Origin of the sequence: Flavobacterium enshiense DK69 (assembly GCF_000498495.1) — a bacterium.
Classification (GTDB): Bacteria; Bacteroidota; Bacteroidia; order Flavobacteriales; family Flavobacteriaceae; genus Flavobacterium; species Flavobacterium enshiense.
Map to the genome: position 1 here is coordinate 242,037 of NZ_AVCS01000006.1, position 20,585 is coordinate 262,621.

At 37.3% G+C, this 20,585-nt stretch carries 22 protein-coding genes; 19 read left to right on the forward strand and 3 right to left on the reverse strand.

Features of this window, described 5'->3' with window-relative positions; all coding sequences use genetic code 11:
- The first annotated feature begins 3 nt into the window (after positions 1 to 3).
- On the forward strand, positions 4 to 3,438 hold the full coding sequence (locus tag FEDK69T_RS03870; RefSeq protein ID WP_023572839.1) for a DEAD/DEAH box helicase family protein: 3,435 nt from the start codon (positions 4 to 6) through the stop codon (positions 3,436 to 3,438).
- A 32-nt stretch (positions 3,439 to 3,470) separates the two neighbouring features.
- Here the strand turns inward: FEDK69T_RS03870 and FEDK69T_RS15645 are convergent, their stop codons facing one another.
- Entirely contained in the window at positions 3,471 to 3,767 is a 297-nt protein-coding gene (locus tag FEDK69T_RS15645; RefSeq protein WP_081711695.1) for a hypothetical protein, read from the reverse strand.
- A gap of 233 nt (positions 3,768 to 4,000) precedes the next feature.
- On the opposite strand from FEDK69T_RS15645, the gene FEDK69T_RS03875 reads away from it, so the two are divergent.
- The 10 genes from FEDK69T_RS03875 (at position 4,001) to FEDK69T_RS03920 (ending at position 11,330) form a co-directional block, all read left to right on the forward strand.
- A complete protein-coding gene (locus FEDK69T_RS03875) occupies positions 4,001 to 4,405 on the forward strand; it encodes a hypothetical protein (RefSeq protein WP_023572841.1) in 405 nt (134 codons plus the stop codon).
- Positions 4,406 to 4,483: 78 nt separating this feature from the next.
- Complete coding sequence (locus tag FEDK69T_RS03880) at positions 4,484 to 4,933, forward strand: JAB domain-containing protein (protein ID WP_023572842.1); 450 nt, start codon at positions 4,484 to 4,486, stop codon at positions 4,931 to 4,933.
- A gap of 340 nt (positions 4,934 to 5,273) precedes the next feature.
- Entirely contained in the window at positions 5,274 to 5,783 is a 510-nt protein-coding gene (locus FEDK69T_RS03885) for a hypothetical protein (RefSeq protein ID WP_023572843.1), read from the forward strand.
- A 28-nt stretch (positions 5,784 to 5,811) separates the two neighbouring features.
- The gene (locus tag FEDK69T_RS15360; protein ID WP_023572844.1) at positions 5,812 to 7,017 is read left to right on the forward strand and encodes a hypothetical protein; all 1,206 of its coding nucleotides are present in this window, start codon (positions 5,812 to 5,814) and stop codon (positions 7,015 to 7,017) included.
- A gap of 937 nt (positions 7,018 to 7,954) precedes the next feature.
- Complete coding sequence (locus FEDK69T_RS03900) at positions 7,955 to 8,200, forward strand: hypothetical protein (RefSeq protein WP_035630739.1); 246 nt, start codon at positions 7,955 to 7,957, stop codon at positions 8,198 to 8,200.
- 25 nt (positions 8,201 to 8,225) lie between these two features.
- A complete protein-coding gene (locus FEDK69T_RS03905; protein WP_035630740.1) occupies positions 8,226 to 8,459 on the forward strand; it encodes a hypothetical protein in 234 nt (77 codons plus the stop codon).
- A gap of 7 nt (positions 8,460 to 8,466) precedes the next feature.
- A complete protein-coding gene (locus FEDK69T_RS15790; protein ID WP_131494764.1) occupies positions 8,467 to 8,664 on the forward strand; it encodes a hypothetical protein in 198 nt (65 codons plus the stop codon).
- A gap of 563 nt (positions 8,665 to 9,227) precedes the next feature.
- The gene (locus tag FEDK69T_RS15795; protein ID WP_162147239.1) at positions 9,228 to 9,419 is read left to right on the forward strand and encodes a hypothetical protein; all 192 of its coding nucleotides are present in this window, start codon (positions 9,228 to 9,230) and stop codon (positions 9,417 to 9,419) included.
- 348 nt (positions 9,420 to 9,767) lie between these two features.
- On the forward strand, positions 9,768 to 10,520 hold the full coding sequence (locus FEDK69T_RS03915) for a hypothetical protein (RefSeq protein WP_023572846.1): 753 nt from the start codon (positions 9,768 to 9,770) through the stop codon (positions 10,518 to 10,520).
- Positions 10,521 to 11,117: 597 nt separating this feature from the next.
- A complete protein-coding gene (locus tag FEDK69T_RS03920; protein WP_035630743.1) occupies positions 11,118 to 11,330 on the forward strand; it encodes a hypothetical protein in 213 nt (70 codons plus the stop codon).
- A 21-nt stretch (positions 11,331 to 11,351) separates the two neighbouring features.
- On the opposite strand, the gene FEDK69T_RS03925 is transcribed toward FEDK69T_RS03920, so the two are convergent.
- Positions 11,352 to 11,942 carry a riboflavin synthase gene (locus FEDK69T_RS03925; protein WP_023572848.1) on the reverse strand — a complete coding sequence of 197 codons (591 nt, stop codon included), beginning with the start codon at positions 11,940 to 11,942 and terminating at the stop codon, positions 11,352 to 11,354.
- Between the two features lie 57 nt (positions 11,943 to 11,999).
- On the opposite strand from FEDK69T_RS03925, the gene pdxA reads away from it, so the two are divergent.
- From pdxA to FEDK69T_RS03965, 8 genes are all read left to right on the forward strand, one after another.
- Positions 12,000 to 13,049 carry a 4-hydroxythreonine-4-phosphate dehydrogenase PdxA gene (gene pdxA / locus FEDK69T_RS03930; protein WP_023572849.1) on the forward strand — a complete coding sequence of 350 codons (1,050 nt, stop codon included), beginning with the start codon at positions 12,000 to 12,002 and terminating at the stop codon, positions 13,047 to 13,049.
- A 70-nt stretch (positions 13,050 to 13,119) separates the two neighbouring features.
- Positions 13,120 to 13,656: a YceD family protein gene (locus FEDK69T_RS03935; RefSeq protein WP_023572850.1), complete on the forward strand. Its 537-nt coding sequence runs from the start codon at positions 13,120 to 13,122 to the stop codon at positions 13,654 to 13,656.
- A 9-nt stretch (positions 13,657 to 13,665) separates the two neighbouring features.
- The gene (gene rpmF, locus FEDK69T_RS03940) at positions 13,666 to 13,860 is read left to right on the forward strand and encodes a 50S ribosomal protein L32 (RefSeq protein ID WP_023572851.1); all 195 of its coding nucleotides are present in this window, start codon (positions 13,666 to 13,668) and stop codon (positions 13,858 to 13,860) included.
- Positions 13,861 to 14,022: 162 nt separating this feature from the next.
- Positions 14,023 to 15,021, forward strand: a complete 999-nt coding sequence (locus FEDK69T_RS03945; protein WP_023572852.1) for a beta-ketoacyl-ACP synthase III — start codon at positions 14,023 to 14,025, stop codon at positions 15,019 to 15,021.
- 26 nt (positions 15,022 to 15,047) lie between these two features.
- Positions 15,048 to 15,533, forward strand: a complete 486-nt coding sequence (accB, locus tag FEDK69T_RS03950; RefSeq protein ID WP_023572853.1) for an acetyl-CoA carboxylase biotin carboxyl carrier protein — start codon at positions 15,048 to 15,050, stop codon at positions 15,531 to 15,533.
- Between the two features lie 98 nt (positions 15,534 to 15,631).
- Positions 15,632 to 16,978: an acetyl-CoA carboxylase biotin carboxylase subunit gene (gene accC / locus FEDK69T_RS03955; RefSeq protein WP_023572854.1), complete on the forward strand. Its 1,347-nt coding sequence runs from the start codon at positions 15,632 to 15,634 to the stop codon at positions 16,976 to 16,978.
- A gap of 103 nt (positions 16,979 to 17,081) precedes the next feature.
- Positions 17,082 to 18,197 (forward strand): ligand-binding sensor domain-containing protein, encoded by a 1,116-nt coding sequence (locus FEDK69T_RS03960; protein WP_023572855.1) that lies wholly within the window; start codon positions 17,082 to 17,084, stop codon positions 18,195 to 18,197.
- A gap of 101 nt (positions 18,198 to 18,298) precedes the next feature.
- Positions 18,299 to 18,889, forward strand: a complete 591-nt coding sequence (locus tag FEDK69T_RS03965; protein ID WP_023572856.1) for an HD domain-containing protein — start codon at positions 18,299 to 18,301, stop codon at positions 18,887 to 18,889.
- Between the two features lie 125 nt (positions 18,890 to 19,014).
- Here the strand turns inward: FEDK69T_RS03965 and FEDK69T_RS03970 are convergent, their stop codons facing one another.
- The gene (locus FEDK69T_RS03970) at positions 19,015 to 20,562 is read right to left on the reverse strand and encodes an SDR family NAD(P)-dependent oxidoreductase (protein ID WP_023572857.1); all 1,548 of its coding nucleotides are present in this window, start codon (positions 20,560 to 20,562) and stop codon (positions 19,015 to 19,017) included.
- Positions 20,563 to 20,585: the final 23 nt, after the last annotated feature.

The following is a 20,585-nucleotide window of genomic DNA, read 5'->3' on the forward strand; positions in this document are numbered from 1 at the left end:
CCAATGAGCAACTTTAAATTCCTTCAGCAAGAGTGGTATTCACTCTACAGCAAACTGAAAAAAGCAGAAGAAAGGGTAAATACAGAACCGGTTTCTAGTGCGAGTTACTGTCGTTTAATGTTAGAGGAAAGTATGTATCTAATCTTTGATTTTGAGCATATCGAAAAACCTTTTAATACCGAACTGGTAAATCTGATGAATGATGAAGGAATTAAAAGTATCATTCCACACCAACTAAGAGAAGGATTGCATATTGTTCGTAAAACAGGAAATAATGCAGCCCATTATGGAAATAGAATTACACCACAAGATGCCTTAGTCAGTATCCGTTACAGTTATGATTTTGCCAAGTGGTTTGCACAAAACTACAGCATAGGGCTACCGGCATTACCAGGCTTTTTCGATGAACAATTCATTCCAAAATTAGGAGAGACACAAAGGCTCCTTAAAGAACAACAAAAAGAACAGGAAAAAGCATACCAGCAGCTATTAGAACAAATTGCCAAACTGCAAGAGGAGAAGGAAGCCATTCTCGAAAAAGCACAAGAAAGCGAAGCCTCCTTGGAAGCGTTTAAACAGCAAACCCAACAGGCTGTTTTAAAACTTAAAAAGCAGAAACAAGCCCGTCTTAAAACGCTCACATCAGAGTATACTGAAGCAGAAACCAGATTGCATCTAATTGATGCCGACCTGAAAGAGGCTGGCTGGTTCAAGCTAATCAAAAATAGAGACCTAGAATATCCGGTTACCGGAATGCCAATCACTGCCGATAATCCAAAAGGGAACGGATTTGTAGATTACGTATTATGGGATGATAACGGTAAGCCATTAGCCATAATAGAAGCAAAGCGTACTTCCAAAGATGTCGAGGTTGGAAAACATCAGGCTTTTCTTTATGCCAATTGTATAGAAAAAATGCACGGGCAAAGACCTGTAATATTCTATACCAATGGTTTTGAAACTAAAATTTGGGAAGATACCTTTTACAGCTCACCCAGAAGAGTGTATGGTTTTTATGCCAAAGATGAATTACAGTGGTTAATTCAAAAAAGAGCAACCATCAAGGATTTGCGATTGGCAAACATAAATACTGACATAGCGGGAAGACCTTATCAAAAAGAAGCGATTCAACGTGTGGCTGAAGCATTTGTAACCGACGGCGCTAACGGGATTGTTGGCAACAAAAGAAGAGCTTTGTTGGTTATGGCAACAGGTAGTGGTAAAACAAGAACGGCTGCCGCTATGGTAGATGTGTTGTTTAAGAACAACTGGGTAAAACGAGTACTTTTCTTAGCAGACAGAAACGCATTGGTAAGACAGGCTAAAAATAACTTTAGCGAGTACCTACCTGATTTGTCTTCTATAGATTTAACTGAAGAAAAAGAAAACGACACCACGAGGTTAGTGTTCAGTACTTATCCAAGTATGATGAACAGAATCGATAATATTCGAAATGCAGAAGAACGTTTTTATGGAGTAGGACATTTTGATTTAATCATTGTAGATGAAGCACACCGTTCTGTTTACAACAGATATAAAGCGATTTTCGATTATTTTGATGCCGCTATTATTGGACTTACAGCAACTCCAAAAGATGGTATAGACCATAATACTTTTGAGCTTTTTGGTTGTAGCAACGAAGACCCAACATTCTTGTATGAGCTGCATCAGGCAGTCCCAGTATATCTTAAACCGTATAAGAACATTGATATTACTACCAAGTTCATACGAGAAGGTATAAAGTATAAAGAGCTGTCGGAAGCAGACAAGTTGAAATACGAAGAAACCTTTGCTGATAAAACTACTGGCCTTTTTCCGGAAGAAATTAGGGCTAATGCCATGAATAAATGGTTATTTAATAAAGACACCGTTTTTAAAGTTTTGGATTCCCTAATGAAAGATGGACTAAAAATTGAAGGTGGGGATAAAATAGGCAGAACTATCATTTTTGCCGTTAATCAAAAACATGCCAAATTCATTGTAGATTGTTTTACGGAGCGTTACCCTGATAAACCTGCTGGCTTTATTGCTATGGTTCATAATGAAGTTTCTCATGCGCAGAGTCTTATAGATGCTTTTTGCGATAAATACAAAGAAAACAATCCTCAAATTGCTGTATCTGTAGATATGATGGATACAGGGATTGATGCTATCAGGATATTAAACTTAGTATTCTTTAAAGTAGTTCGTTCCTATGCTAAGTTTTGGCAGATGATTGGAAGAGGAACCAGATTGTGTGAAGATGTTTTCGGACCAAATCAGCCTAAAGAAGAATTCTTAATTTTCGATGTGTGTGGCAACTTCGAGTTTTTTGAACTTAAAAAAGAGCGTAAGGAAACAAGAATGCCGAAACCTGTTACTCAACAGATCTTTGAGGACAGATTACATTTAAGCAGGTTATTAGCAGAAACAGGAGAAATAGAAGATCTGGCGTTATCAAAAGGGTTACGAGACATTTTACATCATGCCATTAAGAATTTAGACAAGAACCGTTTTCAGGTAGGGATGAACTTAAGGCATGTAGCAGAATTTGAACATAGAGATCGATGGAATAATATCGATAGTAATGATGTTCATATTATTGAAGAACACCTTTCCGATTTGCCAATACCGGAATCGATAAATGAAGCGGCTAGAAGATTTGACTTAATGATGCTAAAACTTCAGATAGCTACATTGATGGCAAATAGTTTTAAGGTTAAGTATCAGGAAACTCTAGTTGAAATTTGTAATGGTTTAAGTAAAAAGTATACTATTCCTGCAGTATTGCGTGCTAAAGACATTATAGAAGATATCAAGCGGGTAGATTTTTTCAAGGAAGTGTCTCAAATGAAACTTGACTCAGTAAGGGAAGAGTTGCGGGAGTTGGTACAATATCTTGAATCGCAGAGTAAAGAAATATTTTACTCTGACTTACAAGACGAAGGTTATATTTCGGATATCAAGGAGCCTGATTTTACGTCTTCTTATGGAAAGAATTATAAACTTAGAGTGGAGAGTTTTATCAGAGAGAACAAACATCAGCTGACAATATCAAAATTAAACTCTAATCAACCCATTACAGTACAGGAGTTAAAACTTTTGGAAGATATCCTTTTTGACGGTGATGGAAGAGGCACTAAAGAAGATTTTGAAAAAGAGTTTGGGAAAGAGCCTTTAGGCTTCTTTATCAGGAGTATTGTCGGGTTGGATTTAAAAGCTGCTCAGGAAGCGTTTTCTGACTTTCTGCAAAAAGGAAACTTAAGAGCAGACCAAATGACCTTTATACAAAAGATCATATCTCACCTGGCCCAAAATGGCACTATAGACCCAAGTATGTTATTTGAATCCCCATTTACAGACGTAAATGACCAAGGGTTACTTGGTGTATTTGATGATGGTGATGCACATAAGGTAATCAGCATCATTGAAAGGATTAATGAGAATGCTACGGCTTAACGGCGTTGTGCTAATGTTGATGCCTTAGATACTTAATCCTTCTTCGATTTTTGTAGCAAAATATACCCTCCAAGAATACCAACTATTATCCATGGTGTCCAATTCGTGTCTTTGTTTCCAGACGAGTTGGAATGACCTGAGGCGAATCCCATAGACCCTCCATCACAAACCCCACAACTTCCGCCGTCTCTGTTACAATGTTTACATGAACTGCAAGAAGTACACGCTTTACAATTTGAAGAACCAGTACATCTACCTGCTAAAACAGGAGACGTTGAGATTACGAAAATGACGAATAATAAAAGAGCTGTGTTTTTTCTGAAAATCATATTGCCAAGTTATAAAAAATTTCAGGAAAAAATTTTAAAACCCCAATAATGTAAACGCAGACCTCCTCTAGCCAACACCCCCACCCATGCTTGACATGTATAAGTCCCCTCCTGTGGGATTTGTATAAATAAAAATTCTTGGCAGCAAAAGATTACTTAGAGATGTCAGAGTAATCAACTTGTTCTGAAAATTTAGTTATCAAAGAAAAGTTTAACTCAAAAACAATCAAGTCATGGTAAGAATTGTAAACTATCAGAAAAGACAATCAGAAGGAGGTAAAGAATTCTTCGTGTTGGAATTGCAGGGTGGAATCGAAATGGTAAAATCGCAAACAACAGACAGGTGCTATTTAACAGTACGAAAAGCAACTATCTTATCCACCTTTGATGAATTAACCTGTAAAGCTCTAATTGGGACAGAGCTACCAGGAAGAGTAGAAAAAGTCAATTGCGAACCGTATGAGTACACAATTAATGAAACCGGTGAGGTCATTAGTCTACAACATCGTTATGAATATTTCGATGATAGTGTAGTCACTTCTCAAACGACAGAGAAAGGAACTAATGCGATTGAAAGCTTTATGAGTGAAGAACAGGGCGCAAAATCGTTTTCTACTAATGGGGAAATGACACATTAGTTGACATTCGAACCATCTTAGAATAAACCTCTAGGATGGTTCTCTTTTATTGTATAATGACTAAAAAATATTAAAGCAATGAGAAAACTTACTAAAGCTCCTGAAATCCAAGTCTCTTATAAAACTGGAAATCAGCCAAAGCCTAAGATTGTTAGTCCTCAAACATCGTATGAGGTACTATTGGAAAGTTGGGATATGAACACCATAGAACTTCAGGAAGAGTTCAAAGTACTTTTGCTAAATATGGCAAATGAAGTTTTGGGAGTATACTCAATGTCGAAAGGTGGCGTTTCCGGAACTGTGGTAGACAGCAAATTATTATTTGGTGTAGCCTTGAAATGCAATGCTTCCAATATTATCATTTGTCATAACCATCCTTCCAGCAACCTTAAGCCTAGCATTAATGATATAGATTTGACTAAAAAGATTAAGGAAGGTGCTGATTTATTGTCCTTAAAATTGTTAGATCATCTCATCATTTGTAAAACCGGATTCTACAGTTTCGCATTAGAATACGGAAGTTTTTGAAAGCGCAACATTGACTAAACGTCCTGTTTTTCACCCTTAAAGACTATGTGGCTTTTTTGAATGCTTATATTAATAGCGTTATTTAACTAGACTTCCTTCTAAAGAATCTTAAACCCACACAACTTTCTTCCCCTCTAAGTGCCACAATTTGGCAAACTACTAAACTTTAAGTAAGCAAAATACAAACGACTTTCTGAATGATCTTAATTTGAAACCGTTAAACGGAAATTATGAATATTTCGTAGAAAGTCGTTGTTTTTATCAGGTAAGTCTGCTTAAAACTGTTTAAATTACAGTACTGGTAATAGCAATAAAATCAACAACTTTATTTAAAAAACTTATGAAAAAACTGTTTTATTTTATACTGTTGTCTTCAACTATAATTCATGGGCAGCAGATGTTAATGGTGGGGGAAAAAACATATTCTGCAACCGATACTTGGACATTTGGTTGTGAATGCCCATCAAGTATAGCCCCTGAAATACTTATAGCTAAAGGGAAAGATGGTAAAGGAATGTTATCGATTAAAATTATGGATTATATGAACGACCATGTTGGGGGTGATTTACTAATTTATTTAATGAACGGAACTATTATAAAATGCCAGGACAGAAAAATTAGAGACAAGGCAAACAATAAGTCTACCTCGCTTTACTATTTAACCCAACTAGAAATTGAAAAAATGTCTACTTCCAGAATACGATCTATTAGGTTTTGTATCCATACACTTGATCCATATGGACACATTTTTAGTAAAGAGACTTTTATTGGTTATAATAAAGAATACTTTTCAGACAACACTAAATTTGATACAGAAGTTCAAATAAGTGAATTGTTTGGAAGTTATTAAAAATTTTGACTATTAGTAAAGCAGCGTAATGGATTCATTCAAATATTTAACAGCAGAAAGGATATCTCTAAACAGAGCAAATGATTTAAGTATAAAACTTAATATCCCTTGCAACTATGTTTTCTACTTTGAATCAGAACAGAATCCATCTATAACGGACTACATAGATAATAACTTTCTAAAACTAAAGGAACGTTTTTCGGTAGCAGGTTGCAATTTTATCTATTTACCCAATTCTTTATCTTTAGTGATTGATGATTTAAAAACGCTTTTAGGCTATTACCTCCCCATTCTTTTGACTAAAGACTTAGTAAATGAGGTAATACAAGAGTATCGAAATATTAAAAATTGCAGCGGTAAATTATCAATTGCTCATAAACTTGGAGAGGGAGAAAATGACGGTGTTTCAAATGCATTTTTTTCGAACTACAAAACTATTCTTGATCATGTTGACTATCAGGAAACCTGTGCGTCTGGATTCCTTATTTTTACAGGAAGCGGTTATCTTGCAGAGCCCAAAATATCCGAATTGGATAATTCTTTTGATTACAACCTTTTCTTTGAAGAGCTTGCTGCGTTTTCAGGACAAGTCTTAAAGCAATTTTTAGAAGAACCGTCAGACGAAGATTATATGCCTTCGTTTTTCTCCGGGTACGAATTTAACTTTGACAAATTAGACAGTGAATCCTCGGCTATAGTTGAAGAACTCGATTCAAAACTTAAAGCCGTAAAAGATAATGGGCAACTACTAGTCCTTGTGCCTATAATTAAAAAACTACTTGAGGATCATCTGCGTCAAGGTATCTCATGCAATAAAAGTTTTGTGTGCGATCTTTTGATAGATACAGAAAATCGAATCTTCCTTTTAGCCCTCGATAAGGAAATCAAGCTTAGTTTTTTGACTAAAGCCATCTATTTGCTTTTCCTCAAGCATCCTGAAGGAATAAATCTCAAAGAATTGTCAAAACACCAAAAAGAGTTATTGACTATTTACACTCAGGTTTCGAATCATGAGGATTATTCCAAAACACTTAAAAGTATAGAGAATATTGTAAACTTAGAAACTAAAGCCATCTACACACATATATCTCGGATAAAATCGGAGTTTTACAAGATCATGGATGAGACTTACGCTGATAATTATATTATTGCCGGATACCGGGATGAAATACGCAAAGTCTTATTGGAGAATGTGAGGGTTCACTGGAATTACTATGATCCTATTGATTGGTAACTTTGAGTTTAAGTTTTCTGCAAATTTGCAACACTCCCTTTTTAGCTTTTTATAAAAGTATCTTTGTTAATAGTTTTTCATGTTGTTTAAAGTATTAACAAAGCACTTAAGTGTAAACAAGATATCTTTGATGAATCATCTACGGATGTACATATTGAACCAAAGCTTTGGCAAAGCCCTAAGCCAGAGTTGATAGTAGCAAAGACCAAAAAAAAAACCTTTGCTTACTAAAGCATAGAGAATTGAGAGCGCTAAAAAGTGCAGCGACAAGAGCAACTTGTAATGCCAGAATAGCAGAGTTCAAAGCTAAGTATGAAGATAAAGATGAATCTAATACACCGTAGCCATGAGAACCGTAATAATCAAATTCATGCACAACACTCTCGTTTATGGAGAGTTCCCTGTTGAGAAGTTAGAGAGAATATTTCCGAATATTAGAGTTGATATTGATCCTATAAGTTCTCTTATGGCTAAGGTCACTATCAATTACAGTGACCATTGTCATGAAGACCCTATGGCTATAGCCTATGAAATGGGTAAGTTTGTACAGAGTCTTATTTATCATGCTAAGTTTACGCAGTTAAGTTGACATAAAGAGTGATGCATCGCGATGAAGAGCAGTTTATAAGACAAGCATTCCAAATCCTAATGGAGGTAAACAGAACTACTCTTTAAGGGGGATTGCCTTCAAGGAGAAGTTGTGATTCCTTCAGCCTCAAGAGGTAGCTTTGTCTCACCAGGCCACACAAGAGTTCATTGATGCATTTGCACAGAGACACGTAGACTATGACCCTATTACTGATATACTTTTGGACTTCACGCAAGCTAAGACCAGATACAGATAACCTGATATCACAATGCAAAAGTGGAGTCTTAAAGTAGATTCAGAAGACCATACTATCACAATCCATTTTCCGGAACCAAATAAACAGTAGTTATGAAACTAGTTTATGAAGTGCCTTTCTTCTATCCACTCCCAGCGATAATGAAAGCAACAGAGACAGTAGGAAAAATGAGCAGCCCTCTTAATCCCTTTAAAGTGAGCGTAGATGTACTCTCAACGGATAGAAAAGAGGTAGTGTTAGACTTTCATCGTGAGATATCATTCAACGAAGTTGAGACCTTCAATAGCAAGATTGCAGGACTCATAGCACTAGAGCATCATAAGTGCAATTATTCATAAGTGTAACATTTAACTATTAAGAAAAATGGATAGAAAACCAACACTTTTACTCATGGATTCAACTAAGTCCGTAGGGGCAGTAGTTTATTGTGACGACTTTGCTAAAGATGACCTATACTTCAAAAGACCTGAGAGACTTGCAGTGTATGCTAAAAGACTTGGAGAGGTAGAAGTTAAGCTTCTCAGTGAGACACACATTACAGAGGAAGAGCTAAAGAGACATAACAGAGCATACTACGACACCGATCACATCAAATAACAGAGCCATGAAAAAGCTACTATTATTACTCGCTGCATTAACTCTGTTATCTTGTAGCAACAACGATGATGGCTGTAAATGTGACGCTATGTACGAGCCATTTGAAGACCCTGTTGTTATCCCTGACACACCTATTGACTGTGAAACAGGGAAACCATTAAAGCCAACATATCCAGAGGCTATGTTCTTTATAAAGTGTAAGTAATACCTAGAAATCATGAAGAGATTATTACTAGCTCTCACTATGCTAGCTATGCTATCCTGTGAGAAAGATGATTGTAACTGTGATGCTGAGTATGCCTACCTACACCCCTCAGGTGAAATCATGGTTGAGACTCACAACGTGCCTATTGACTGCGATTCAAAGCAACCATTAGAAGACCATGCACCTTGGTACTTTATAAGATGTAAGTAAGATGGAACTTATGAAACCACTATAGCAGTAATACTCCTATTTGGAGCATGTGGTACAGCCCTAATACTACACTGGGCTGTAGAGGCATACCAAGAAAACAGTATTCCAACAGCTATTCTTGTCACCATTGTGGGAATAGCAAATGCAGGACTGAACACATGGCTTCACGTTCTTCTATCGCTCATGCATCCGAGGGCATTAAGGCCAAGGAGAACGATGTGATGCAGCGCATACAGGATGCAAAGCGCAAAGTCCTTGGACGCAAATTCTAATAAAACATCAAGATCATGGAAACATTATCTACAATCAGCTTCGCACTGTACTGCATCGTGGCAGTATTGTACTGTATATGGATGGTTACATCCGTATTCCCTTTATGGACGAAGGCATTTACGGTATTTGGTGCGATAGTTTTCGGCTACACCATATTTGCCTATTCCGAGAATCAAGTATGGAATACTATTTCAAGCCTTGCAGTTGTGGTGTGGTATACCTCCAACTACATTAAAGGCAGAAGGATTCTCAAATCAATCAACAAGAAATAACAATCATTTACAACCAAAGCCGGGAACAGGTTAATCCAAGAGAGGGTAGGCAAAGTCAACGATAAACTATCCGAAGCTAAGGGCATCACCTTAGAAACAGGCGCTAATTAAGGAGTGTTAGCTATCAGTCAAGAAGAGTATGAAAGAATATTTACAAGAATCATCGAATTAAAGTACTAACTGGAGCTTCTGGCGGAAGAACTTAAGTGCAAACAAGCAGCCTAAGGACTATAAAACAGTGGTTGCCTGTAACACAGAGCTTCAAATAAGTGAATTGTTTGGAAACTATTAGAAAGTTTCAACTTCAGCAATATAAAAGTTAAAGGTAATTTTATAAAAAAAATGGCGATGGATTTACTTGAAGTAATTGGTATTGGAGCCATAGTGGTGACAGTGTTTTTAGTGTTTAAAGATTACAATCTCAAAAAAAAAGATAAGAAAGCTAAGTTTGAAGAAAAGGTAGGGATTTTAGTTCTGAGAGATCCTGAACTTAAACAGATTTTGAAAGATTATCTAGAAAAGGAAAAAAGATCAATTTTATGGCGTAACAAAGAACAGGAAGAACTGGAACGGGAGGAGTGTCCGCCTTATCCATTAAAAAGATACGGTATGAAAAAAGTGATTTTTGGTAGGGAATACGAAGTTTGTTATGGTACATATCCTATTGAACAAAAGATTGTTGATAAGGTTAAGATGTTAGAGAGCGATGTTGCAGGGAAAGAGTATGTGCGGGGTATAATTGAGGAGGTTAAAGCTCAGTATGTTGAATATAGAAAACCTTATCAGATTAGAATTTATCAGGCCGAAATTAAGCTCTTAAAGTACGGAAAGGCTCTAAACTCAATGTTTTCAAAGGGGAAAAAACTAGGAAAGAAAAGCATTGTTGATAATTTAGTAAACGATCTTAATATTACGTATTCGGATGCTGATTTGGTCTTTAAAGATCTTAGAGATGGTTCAGATGTGCTTTTTCTCTATCCTGGAGAAATCAATAAGTTAGAAGGGAGGGAGTTAACATATTGCTATGAGGAAAGTAGGGTTCAACGTCAAATAGCCCGTATTTATGATGGAATGAGCGAGTATACGTTAAGATATCATTAAAGACAATCCTTTAGATTACCCCGAAAACAAGTTAGAAAAGGATGGAAGTGAAATTAAGGTTGAAGAGGCTTTTATTGTATGTGAAAAAAAGGATATATTTGCATCTGTATTAGAGGATATTTTATCAGCCTAGTAAAGGTTCTAAGAAATATTTAGGTCAAACATAGGTCAAACATTTTTGTTGGCATTGTGAAAATTGATGATAATAAAAGTAATGTTTAGAATTAGAAAAGCCTAGGTTCTGTCGTAGTTTGTTAATTGAATGTCTTAAATGAAAAACTATTTTCATTGACTCATAATCAGGTGGTCCCTGGTTCGAGCCCAGGTGGGACCACTAATAAAATCAAGACCTTCATTATAGAAGGTCTTTTTTGTTTAATGACGAATATTTAAGAATATCACAAAAGTCAATATTTTTGATAAAAATTATTGTTTTGTAGAAAAATATTTTTACTTTCGTCGCAACGCTAACATATATGTGGTTGATAGTATGTGTCAGGGAATGATTATTCGGAAGTTTTTTTATTAAAATATTAAATTTTGATAAAATAGGAAATTTCTTTTTGCCGGGAAGTTAATTTTAATATTTTTACACCCATGAAAAATAACCTACAAAAATTATTAATGAGTGCGGTAGTATTTTTAAATACTCCGATGGTTTTTGCTGAGGATGCGCCCCCTACTCCTCCACCGCCATCACCACCGCCAGGAATGCCTGTAGATACAGGTGTTGCTGTTCTGTTAGTGGGGGCATTAGGATTAGCATTTTATTACTTTAAAAATATTCGTACAAAAAAAGCTTCAAAGTGATTTGAAGCTTTTTTTATGGTTTTAATTTTTGAGTTCCTGTAAACGGGCGACATATTTCCCAATAACATCAAACTCCAGATTGATTTTTGTGCCAATTTCAAAGTTTTTAAAATTGGTGTGTTCTAAAGTGTATGGTATAATTGCTACGCTGAATTCATTTTTCTTTGAATTTACAACCGTTAGGCTGACACCATTTATGGTTATGGATCCTTTTTCGATGGTTATGTTGTTTTTGCTGCTGTCGTATTCAAAGGTGAAATAAATGCTTCCGCCGGCATTTTCGATGTTTTTGCAGATGCCGGTCTGATCGACATGTCCCTGAACAATATGGCCATCCAGGCGATCACCTAGTTTCATGGCGCGTTCTATATTAACGGAATCGCCTACTTTCCAATCCCCTAAATTTGTTTTGTCTATGGTTTCTTTGATGGCAGTAACGGTATATGTATCGTGGCTTATGTTAACTACGGTTAAGCAGATGCCGTTATGAGCCACGCTTTGGTCTATTTTCAATTCTCCGGTGATTGAAGAACTTACCGTAACGTGAATATTGTTGTTTTCTTTCTGAATATCCTGAATCGTTCCAAGAGTTTCGATAATTCCTGTAAACATAACTATTAATTTTGTTAAATTTGCATGTCCAAAATTAGGAATAAATAACTAGTCAGCATGGTTAAAAGAGCAGAAAATATAATTGTAGGGATTTCCATCGGAGATTTAAATGGTATCGGGAGTGAAGTGATTTTGAAAACCTTCGAAGATACTCGTATGCTTGAGCTTTGTACGCCGGTTATTTTTGGGAATGTGAAAATTCTTTCTTTTCTTAAAAGAACATTGAATTTAGAATCTAATCTGCATGGGATAGATAAGCTGGAGCAATTGGTGTTTGGTAAAATCAATGTACTTAATGTATGGCGAGAGGGGGTGAACCTGCAATTCGGAGAGAATGATGAAAATGTAGGCAAGTATGCGATTAAGTCGTTTACAACCGCTACCCAGGCATTGAAAGACGGATTGATAGATGTTTTGGTAACGGCTCCTATTAATAAGTATAATATACAGTCGGAAGAATTTCATTTTCCGGGCCATACCGATTACCTGAATCAGGAATTGGAAGGCGATGCATTAATGTTGATGGTTCAGGATAATTTGCGTGTCGGACTTTTAACAGACCATGTGCCGGTAAATGAGGTTTCTGCTCATTTAACGGAAGCGTTGATCAGAACCAAGTTGGAGACTATTAATAGAACGCTTATTCAAGATTTTGGAATCACAAAGCCGAAAATCGCAGTATTGGGGTTGAATCCACACTGTGGTGATCATGGTGTAATAGGTAAGGAAGATGATGAGGTAATCAGGCCGGCACTGCAAAAACTTTTTGACGAAGGAATTATGGTTTTAGGGCCGTATTCGGCGGACAGTTTCTTTGGCTCAGGTCAATATGAGAAATTTGATGCCGTGATTGCCGCTTATCACGATCAGGGCTTGATTCCGTTTAAGACATTGTCTTTTGGAAAAGGGGTGAATTATACGGCGGGATTGAATAAAATACGTACATCGCCTGATCATGGAACGGCTTACGAAATAGCAGGAAAAGGTGTGGCAGATTTCAATTCGTTTAAGGAGGCGGTTTATTTGGCTTTAGACGTGTTTCATAACCGTAACGAATACAATGAGTTGATTAAAAACCCCTTAAAAACAAAGCAAAAACAGTTATAAACAAAAAAATGTTTACAACTCGTTTGAATTTACAATAATTTTATATCTTTGCACGCTCAAAACTGTTGGTATGAATATTCAGAAAGATTTTTTAATTCCTTTTGTGGGATTGAAGTTGGGGAAACATCAGTTTGGTTATCAAATAGGTAAGGAGTTCTTTGAGAGCTTTGAATTTGACGAATTCAATGATGTCAATATCAAGGTGGATTTGGTTTTGGACAAGAAAAGCACTATGCTTGAGCTTGCGTTTAAACACAAGGGGACGATTAATGTGCCTTGTGATTTAACCGGCGAGGAATTCGATCTGCCAATCAAAGGAAAGCTGAATTTAATTGTAAAATTTGGTGATGCCTTCAATAATGAGAACGATGAATTGCTGATTTTACCTCATGGTGAATTTCAGGTCGATGTGGCACAGTATATCTATGAGATGATTGTGCTTTCTGTTCCTTCAAAGCGCATCCATCCGGGTGTGAAAGACGGGACACTAAAAACCGAAGCGATTGAAAAACTGAATGAACTGGCTCCGAAAGAGCAGCATAAAAAAGAAGAAGAAAATAATGATCCCCGTTGGGATAAATTAAAACAACTATTAACGGATAAATAATATAGTAAGATGGCACATCCTAAGAGAAAAACCTCGAAAACAAGAAGAGATAAGAGAAGAACGCACTATAAAGCGACAGCTCCTCAAATTGCAACATGTCCTGTAACAGGAGAGGCGCATTTATACCACAGAGCTTACTGGCATGAAGGTAAAATGTACTACAGAGGTCAAGTTGTTATTGACAAACAAGTAGCGGAGGCATAATCCGAAAACGTATAGAGAAAACTCTCACAGTGTGGGAGTTTTTTTTTGTAAACCTATTGAAAGTAAATTAAGTAGGGATAAAAGAATATTGGTTTGGGATTTTTTTTGTAATTTCCACCACTTTTTGAAATCACATTTTTCAGGAAGAAAAATACAACTTTTATGAATAAAATAACAGCCGCTATAACAGCAGTGGGTGCCTATGTTCCAGACTTCGTTTTATCAAACCAAGTATTGGAAACCATGGTAGATACCAACGACGAGTGGATTACCACCCGTACCGGTATCAAAGAAAGAAGAATGCTAAAAGAAGAAGGGAAGGGAACTTCTTTCATGGCGATAAAAGCAGCACAAAACTTAATCGAGAAATCAGGAATTGATCCTAAAGAAATCGATATGTTAATCATGGCCACCGCAACACCAGATATGCCGGTTGCCGCTACAGGAGTGTATGTTGCCACTCAAATCGGGGCCGTAAACGCGTTTGCCTACGATCTTCATGCAGCATGTTCAAGTTTCCTTTACGGAATGTCTACCGCTTCAGCCTACATCGAATCAGGACGTTACAAAAAAGTTCTTTTGATTGGCGCCGACAAAATGTCTTCCATTATCGATTATACCGACAGAGCAACTTGCATCATCTTTGGAGATGGCGCTGGGGCTGTATTGTTTGAACCTAATAATGAAGGTTTAGGTTTCCAAGATGAGTTCTTGAGAAGTGACGGTATCGGAAGGGAATTCCTTAAAATCGATGCAGGAGGTTCTATTTTACCGGCTTCTGAAGAAACGGTTAAAAACAGACAGCATTATGTGTTCCAGGACGGGAAAACGGTATTTAAATATGCAGTTTCCGGAATGGCGGACGTAAGCGACAAAATTATGCAGCGCAATAATCTGACCAAAGAGGATGTGAATTGGTTAGTGGCACACCAGGCCAACAAACGTATTATTGATGCAACAGCAAACCGTATGGGGCTGGACGAAGAAAAAGTACTGGTTAACATTCATCGTTACGGAAATACTACATCAGCAACATTGCCATTGTTGTTGAGTGATTTTGAGAGTCAGCTTAAAAAAGGAGATAATATTATTTTTGCAGCCTTTGGGGGCGGTTTCACATGGGGAGCTGTTTACCTAAAATGGGCATATAACAAACAATAAACAAACAAAACCAAATTTAGAATAGTATGGATATCAGAGAAATTCAAAACCTAATCAAATTTGTAGCAAAATCAGGTGCTACAGAAGTAAAATTAGAAATGGATGATTTCAAAATCACCATTAAAACAACTGAAGCTGGAGGAGCTGAAACAACTTATATTCAGCAAATGCCTATGCAGGCGATGCCAGTAGCGGCTCCTGTAGCAGCGGCGCCACTTGCAGCAGCACCAGCAGCACCGGCAACACCTTCTGCAGCAGCAGAAGATTCAAAATACATTACTATCAAATCGCCAATGATCGGTACTTTCTATAGAAAACCATCTCCGGACAAACCAACGTTCGTTGAGGTAGGTAGTACAATTTCTAAAGGAGATGTAGTTTGTGTTATCGAAGCAATGAAATTATTCAACGAAATCGAAGCAGAAGTTTCCGGTAAAATCGTTAAAGTTTTAGTGGATGACGCTTCTCCGGTAGAATTCGATCAGCCATTATTCTTAGTTGACCCATCTTAATTCTTAGATCATTAGATTGTTAGATTGTTAGATTTCTTAGAGATCTGATGGTCTAATTATCCAAAAATCTGAATTGTCTAATTTTCTAATTTAAAAAGATGTTTAAAAAAATATTAATCGCAAACAGGGGAGAGATTGCACTTCGTGTTATCAGAACCTGTAGAGAAATGGGAATTAAAACGGTTGCGGTTTATTCTACAGTTGATGCGGAAAGCTTGCACGTTAAGTTTGCCGATGAAGCGGTATGTATCGGACCTGCGCCAAGTAATCTTTCCTATTTAAAGATGTCAAATATCATTGCAGCTGCAGAAATTACTAATGCAGACGCAATTCACCCAGGTTACGGTTTCCTTTCTGAGAATGCTAAATTCTCCAGAATCTGTCAGGAGCACAATATCAAATTTATTGGAGCATCCCCTGAGATGATTGATAAAATGGGAGACAAGGCTACGGCTAAAGCTACCATGAAAGCAGCTGGTGTTCCTTGTGTACCGGGTTCTGACGGTATCCTTGAAGATTTCAATCAAGCTAAAAAAGTAGCTAAAGAAATCGGATATCCAGTGATGATGAAAGCTACTGCCGGTGGTGGTGGTAAAGGAATGCGTGCTATCTGGAAAGAAGAAGAGCTTGAAAAAGCTTGGGAAAGTGCACGTATGGAGGCTGCTGCAGCCTTCGGTAACGACGGTATGTACATGGAAAAACTTATCGAGGAGCCTCGTCACATCGAGATTCAGGTGGTAGGGGATTCGTACGGAAAAGCATGTCACCTTTCTGAAAGAGACTGTTCGGTACAACGTCGTCACCAAAAATTAACGGAAGAAACACCTTCTCCGTTCATGACAGACGAATTACGTGAAAAAATGGGTGATGCTGCAGTTAAAGCTGCGGAATACATCAAATATGAAGGAGCAGGTACTGTTGAGTTCTTAGTGGACAAACACAGAAACTTCTACTTCATGGAAATGAACACGCGTATTCAGGTTGAGCACCCAATCACTGAGCAAGTTATAGATTATGACTTGATCCGTGAGCAGATTATGGTTGCAGCAGGTGTGCCTATTTCAGGTAAAAACTACTTGCCGCAATTGCATTCTATCGAATGTCGTATCAACGCGGAAGATCCTTATAATGATTTCCGTCCGTCTCCGGGTAAAATTACCGTTTTGCACGCACCGGGAGGACACGGGGTTCGTTTGGATACTCACGTTTATGCAGGGTACACAATCCCATCAAATTACGATTCAATGATTGCGAAGTTAATTACAACTGCGCAAACCAGAGAAGAGGCAATCAACAAAATGAAACGCGCTTTGGATGAATTCGTAATCGAAGGTATCAAAACTACGATTCCATTCCACAGACAATTGATGGATGAGCCGGATTATGTTGCCGGAAATTATACCACTAAGTTTATGGAGTCTTTCAAAATGAAAGAACTTAATTAATAAAAAGTAACCCAGTCGAAAGATTGGGTTTTTTTATTTGTAAACGCTTATATTTGATTGATAGTGACAAATCTAAGACAACAGCTCCTTTAATATAAACAATATGGCAAATCAAGAGAAAATAGTAAAACAAATGATGAAATTCCTTTTATTACTTATTAGCATATATTTTTCTTCTTGCAAGGGGCAAAACAAGCCTGAAAATAGTATCAGTAATACAACTGATATGGAAGCCGTTAAGAGTATCAACAAATTCCAAACTAATACAGCAACCGAAATCGACAAAAACATTCGGAGTATCTTTCAGGATAAAAATGGCAATTATTGGTTTGGTACAAATGGAGCTGGGGTATTTCGCTACGATGGTACAACATTGATACAACTTACTGAGAAAGACGGGCTGTCTAATAATCAAGTTCAAAGTATTCAAGAAGACAAATTCGGAAACATTTGGTTTGGCACAGGTTTGTTCCGCGTCAGCCGTTTTGATGGACAAATTTGTACCACGATTATTAATCATTTAAATAATAGCTCTGTTAATAATTGGAAGATAGAATCTGACGACCTATGGTTCTATGCCGGTGGTGGAGTTTTTCGCTATAGCAACAATTTACTTAAATATTTGCCTTTGGCTGAGACAGATCGTAAATCTGGAAATCCGCAAAATTCTCCCTTCAACCTCAGTCCCTATGCGGTGTATTCTATTCTGAAAGATAAAAAAGGAAATCTTTGGTTTGGCACTCAGGCTAAAGGGGTTTGTCGATATGATGGCAAATCGTTCACGTGGTTTACTGAAAAAGGTCTGAGTGGTCCGGCAGTACTTAGTTTGTTTGAAGATAGCAAAGGAAATATTTGGTTTGGAAATAATGGTGCTGGTCTATTTCGATATGACGGCAAATCGTTAGTCAATTTTACAGAAGAAAAGGAACTTGGTAATAAAGAATTTAGGACTTCAGGTAAAGCAGGTTTAGGTACCTTGGCTCGTATTTATTCAATAAACGAAGACCGCAATGGAAACCTTTGGATTGGAACCGTTGATGCCGGTGTTTGGAGATATAATGGAAATGACTTAACTAATTATACCACAAAAGATGGATTGACCAGTAATGCCGTAAACACGATTTATAAAGATAAAAAAGGCGACCTTTGGTTTGGAACAGACGAAAATGGTGTATGTAAATTCGATGGAAAGTCTTTTACTGAGTTTGTTCCAAAATAAAAAATGAAAATCTGTCAGGTATTAAATTAGGTGGTGTTTATTACCGGCAATTTTAACGGACCTCACTTAAACAGTAGAATTCTCTTGAAAATTATTGGACTATGCAGACTGAAAATTTATTAAAACAAGTAGCTTTCATAAAAGAGATTGACAAGCTAAAATACATTCAACGTAAAACTAAATTGTTCAACAGTGACAGGCACGAAAATGACGCAGAACACAGTTGGCATTTAGCAATGATGACGATTGTATTAGCAGAACATTCGGATAAACCAATAGATGTTCTCAAAGTTTTGAAAATGGTTTTAATGCATGATATTGTTGAAATTGATGCCGGTGATACTTTTATTTATGACACACAAAAAAATCACACAAATACCGACGAGGAGCTTATTGCAGCGAAACGAATATTTGGACTTTTACCAAAAGAACAGGCAGAAGAATTTATAGCAATTTGGCAGGAATTTGAAGAGGGTATTACAGATGAGGCAAAATTTGCAAAATCAATGGACAGGTTTGAACCCTTGCTTCAAAACGTCTCCAATAATGGTGGGACATGGGCGGAATTTAATGTGCCTTATCAAAAAGTGTATGACAAGAAAAAAGCAATTAAAGACGGTTCAGCAACAATTTGGGAATATGCCGAGGATTTGATTAATAAAAGTGTGGAGAAGGGAATTCTTAAGAAATAAATTTTTTTACGGAGAAGAAAAACTACTTCATCGCTTTGCAAAGTCTCTCGACTTAGAATCAATAAACAAACCCACAACAGAATCAAATTCTATTGTGGGTTTCTTGTTTCAAAAGCAAATCTCTTTTACCAGGCGATAGGCCTGTAATCCTTCAGGAATTTTCCGCACCAATGCTTTCCGGTGTTGATTCCGTCAAACAACGGATCCATAACTCGAGCGGCTCCATCGACAATATCTAACGGGGGCTGAAAATCCTGTTCTTCCTGTTTTCGTTTGGCTAATTCCGCCGGATCTTCATCCGTTACCCATCCAGTATCAACAGCATTCATGAAAATCCCGTCTTTTGCGAGTGTTCCGGCGGCCGTATGCGTTAGCATATTCAATGCTGCTTTGGCCATATTGGTATGTGGGTGTCGGTCTTCCTTAAAAGCACGGTAAAACTTCCCTTCCATAGCCGAAACATTGATAATGTGTTTTTTGCCTGTATTGTCTTTTTTCATCACTTCTGAAAGACGATTACACAACACAAAAGGCGCTACAGAATTTACCAATTGCACTTCAATCATTTCGGTAGTTTCAATTTGCCCCAATTTTAATCTCCAACTGTTTACTTTTCGCAAATCGATTTGTTGCAAATCGGCATCAAGTTCTCCTTCTGGAAAAACTTCTTGTGCGACCAAGGTATTATCAAACGAATATGGAATTTGAGATAATTTAGCCGAAGCTCTTAACCCAATTCCCGGTTCCGGTCCGTGCCAGGTTACCGGCATATTTTGATTGGAAGAAGCATCTGTAGTCAATACTTTTAATTCATTCAGACAATTGGTATGATCCAATAATAAATCCTGAGCTTGTTGTGGTAAAGAGCCTGTTGGACGTTCTTCATTTTCCATTAAGTGTGTATAAAAACCCGCAGGTCGCCTTACGGTTTGCGCCGCGTTGTTGATTAGGATATCTAATCGCCCGTATTTTTGCTCAATAAAATTGCAAAAAATCTCCACGCTCGGAATATGTCTTAAATCCAATCCGTGAATTTTCAAGCGATGCCCCCAATCAATAAAGTCCTCTTCTTTGGAAAATCGCAAAGCCGAATCGACCGGAAAACGGGTCGTTGCAACAACCGTAGCCCCACCGCGCAATAACATCAAAGTAATATGATACCCAATTTTTAAACGAGAACCGGTAACAACTGCAATCTGGCCTTTTACATCTGCCGATTGGAAACGCTTTGCGTAGTTAAAATCACCACAATCGGAACACATCGAATCATAAAAATGATGCATTTTGGTGAACTCCGTTTTGCATACATAACACTTTCTAGGCGTTTCGAGTTCCAATTCTTCTTTATGCTTTAATTCGTGCGAACCCAAAAGTTTTGGAGCTACAAATACAACCGCTTCGCGAGCCGAACGAATCCCGGTTTCCTTTCGAGCGGTCCTGTCTTTCTTTTCCTGTTTGCGTTTGGCCAGTGCTTTTGCGTCTTTTTTTCTTTTAGCAAACTCATCACGGTCGGGGCGTGAAAATTGTCCAGCCGCTTTAATTAAAGCAGTTCTTTGTTCTTTAGGTATTTCAAAAATCTGATCGGTATCCGTATTCAATTGCGTCAAAACAGCGATGCATTGATTTATTTCGTCCAATGATATTACAGACCTATCCTCTATTTTTTCATTCATCATTATAAAAACTTGGGATAAAT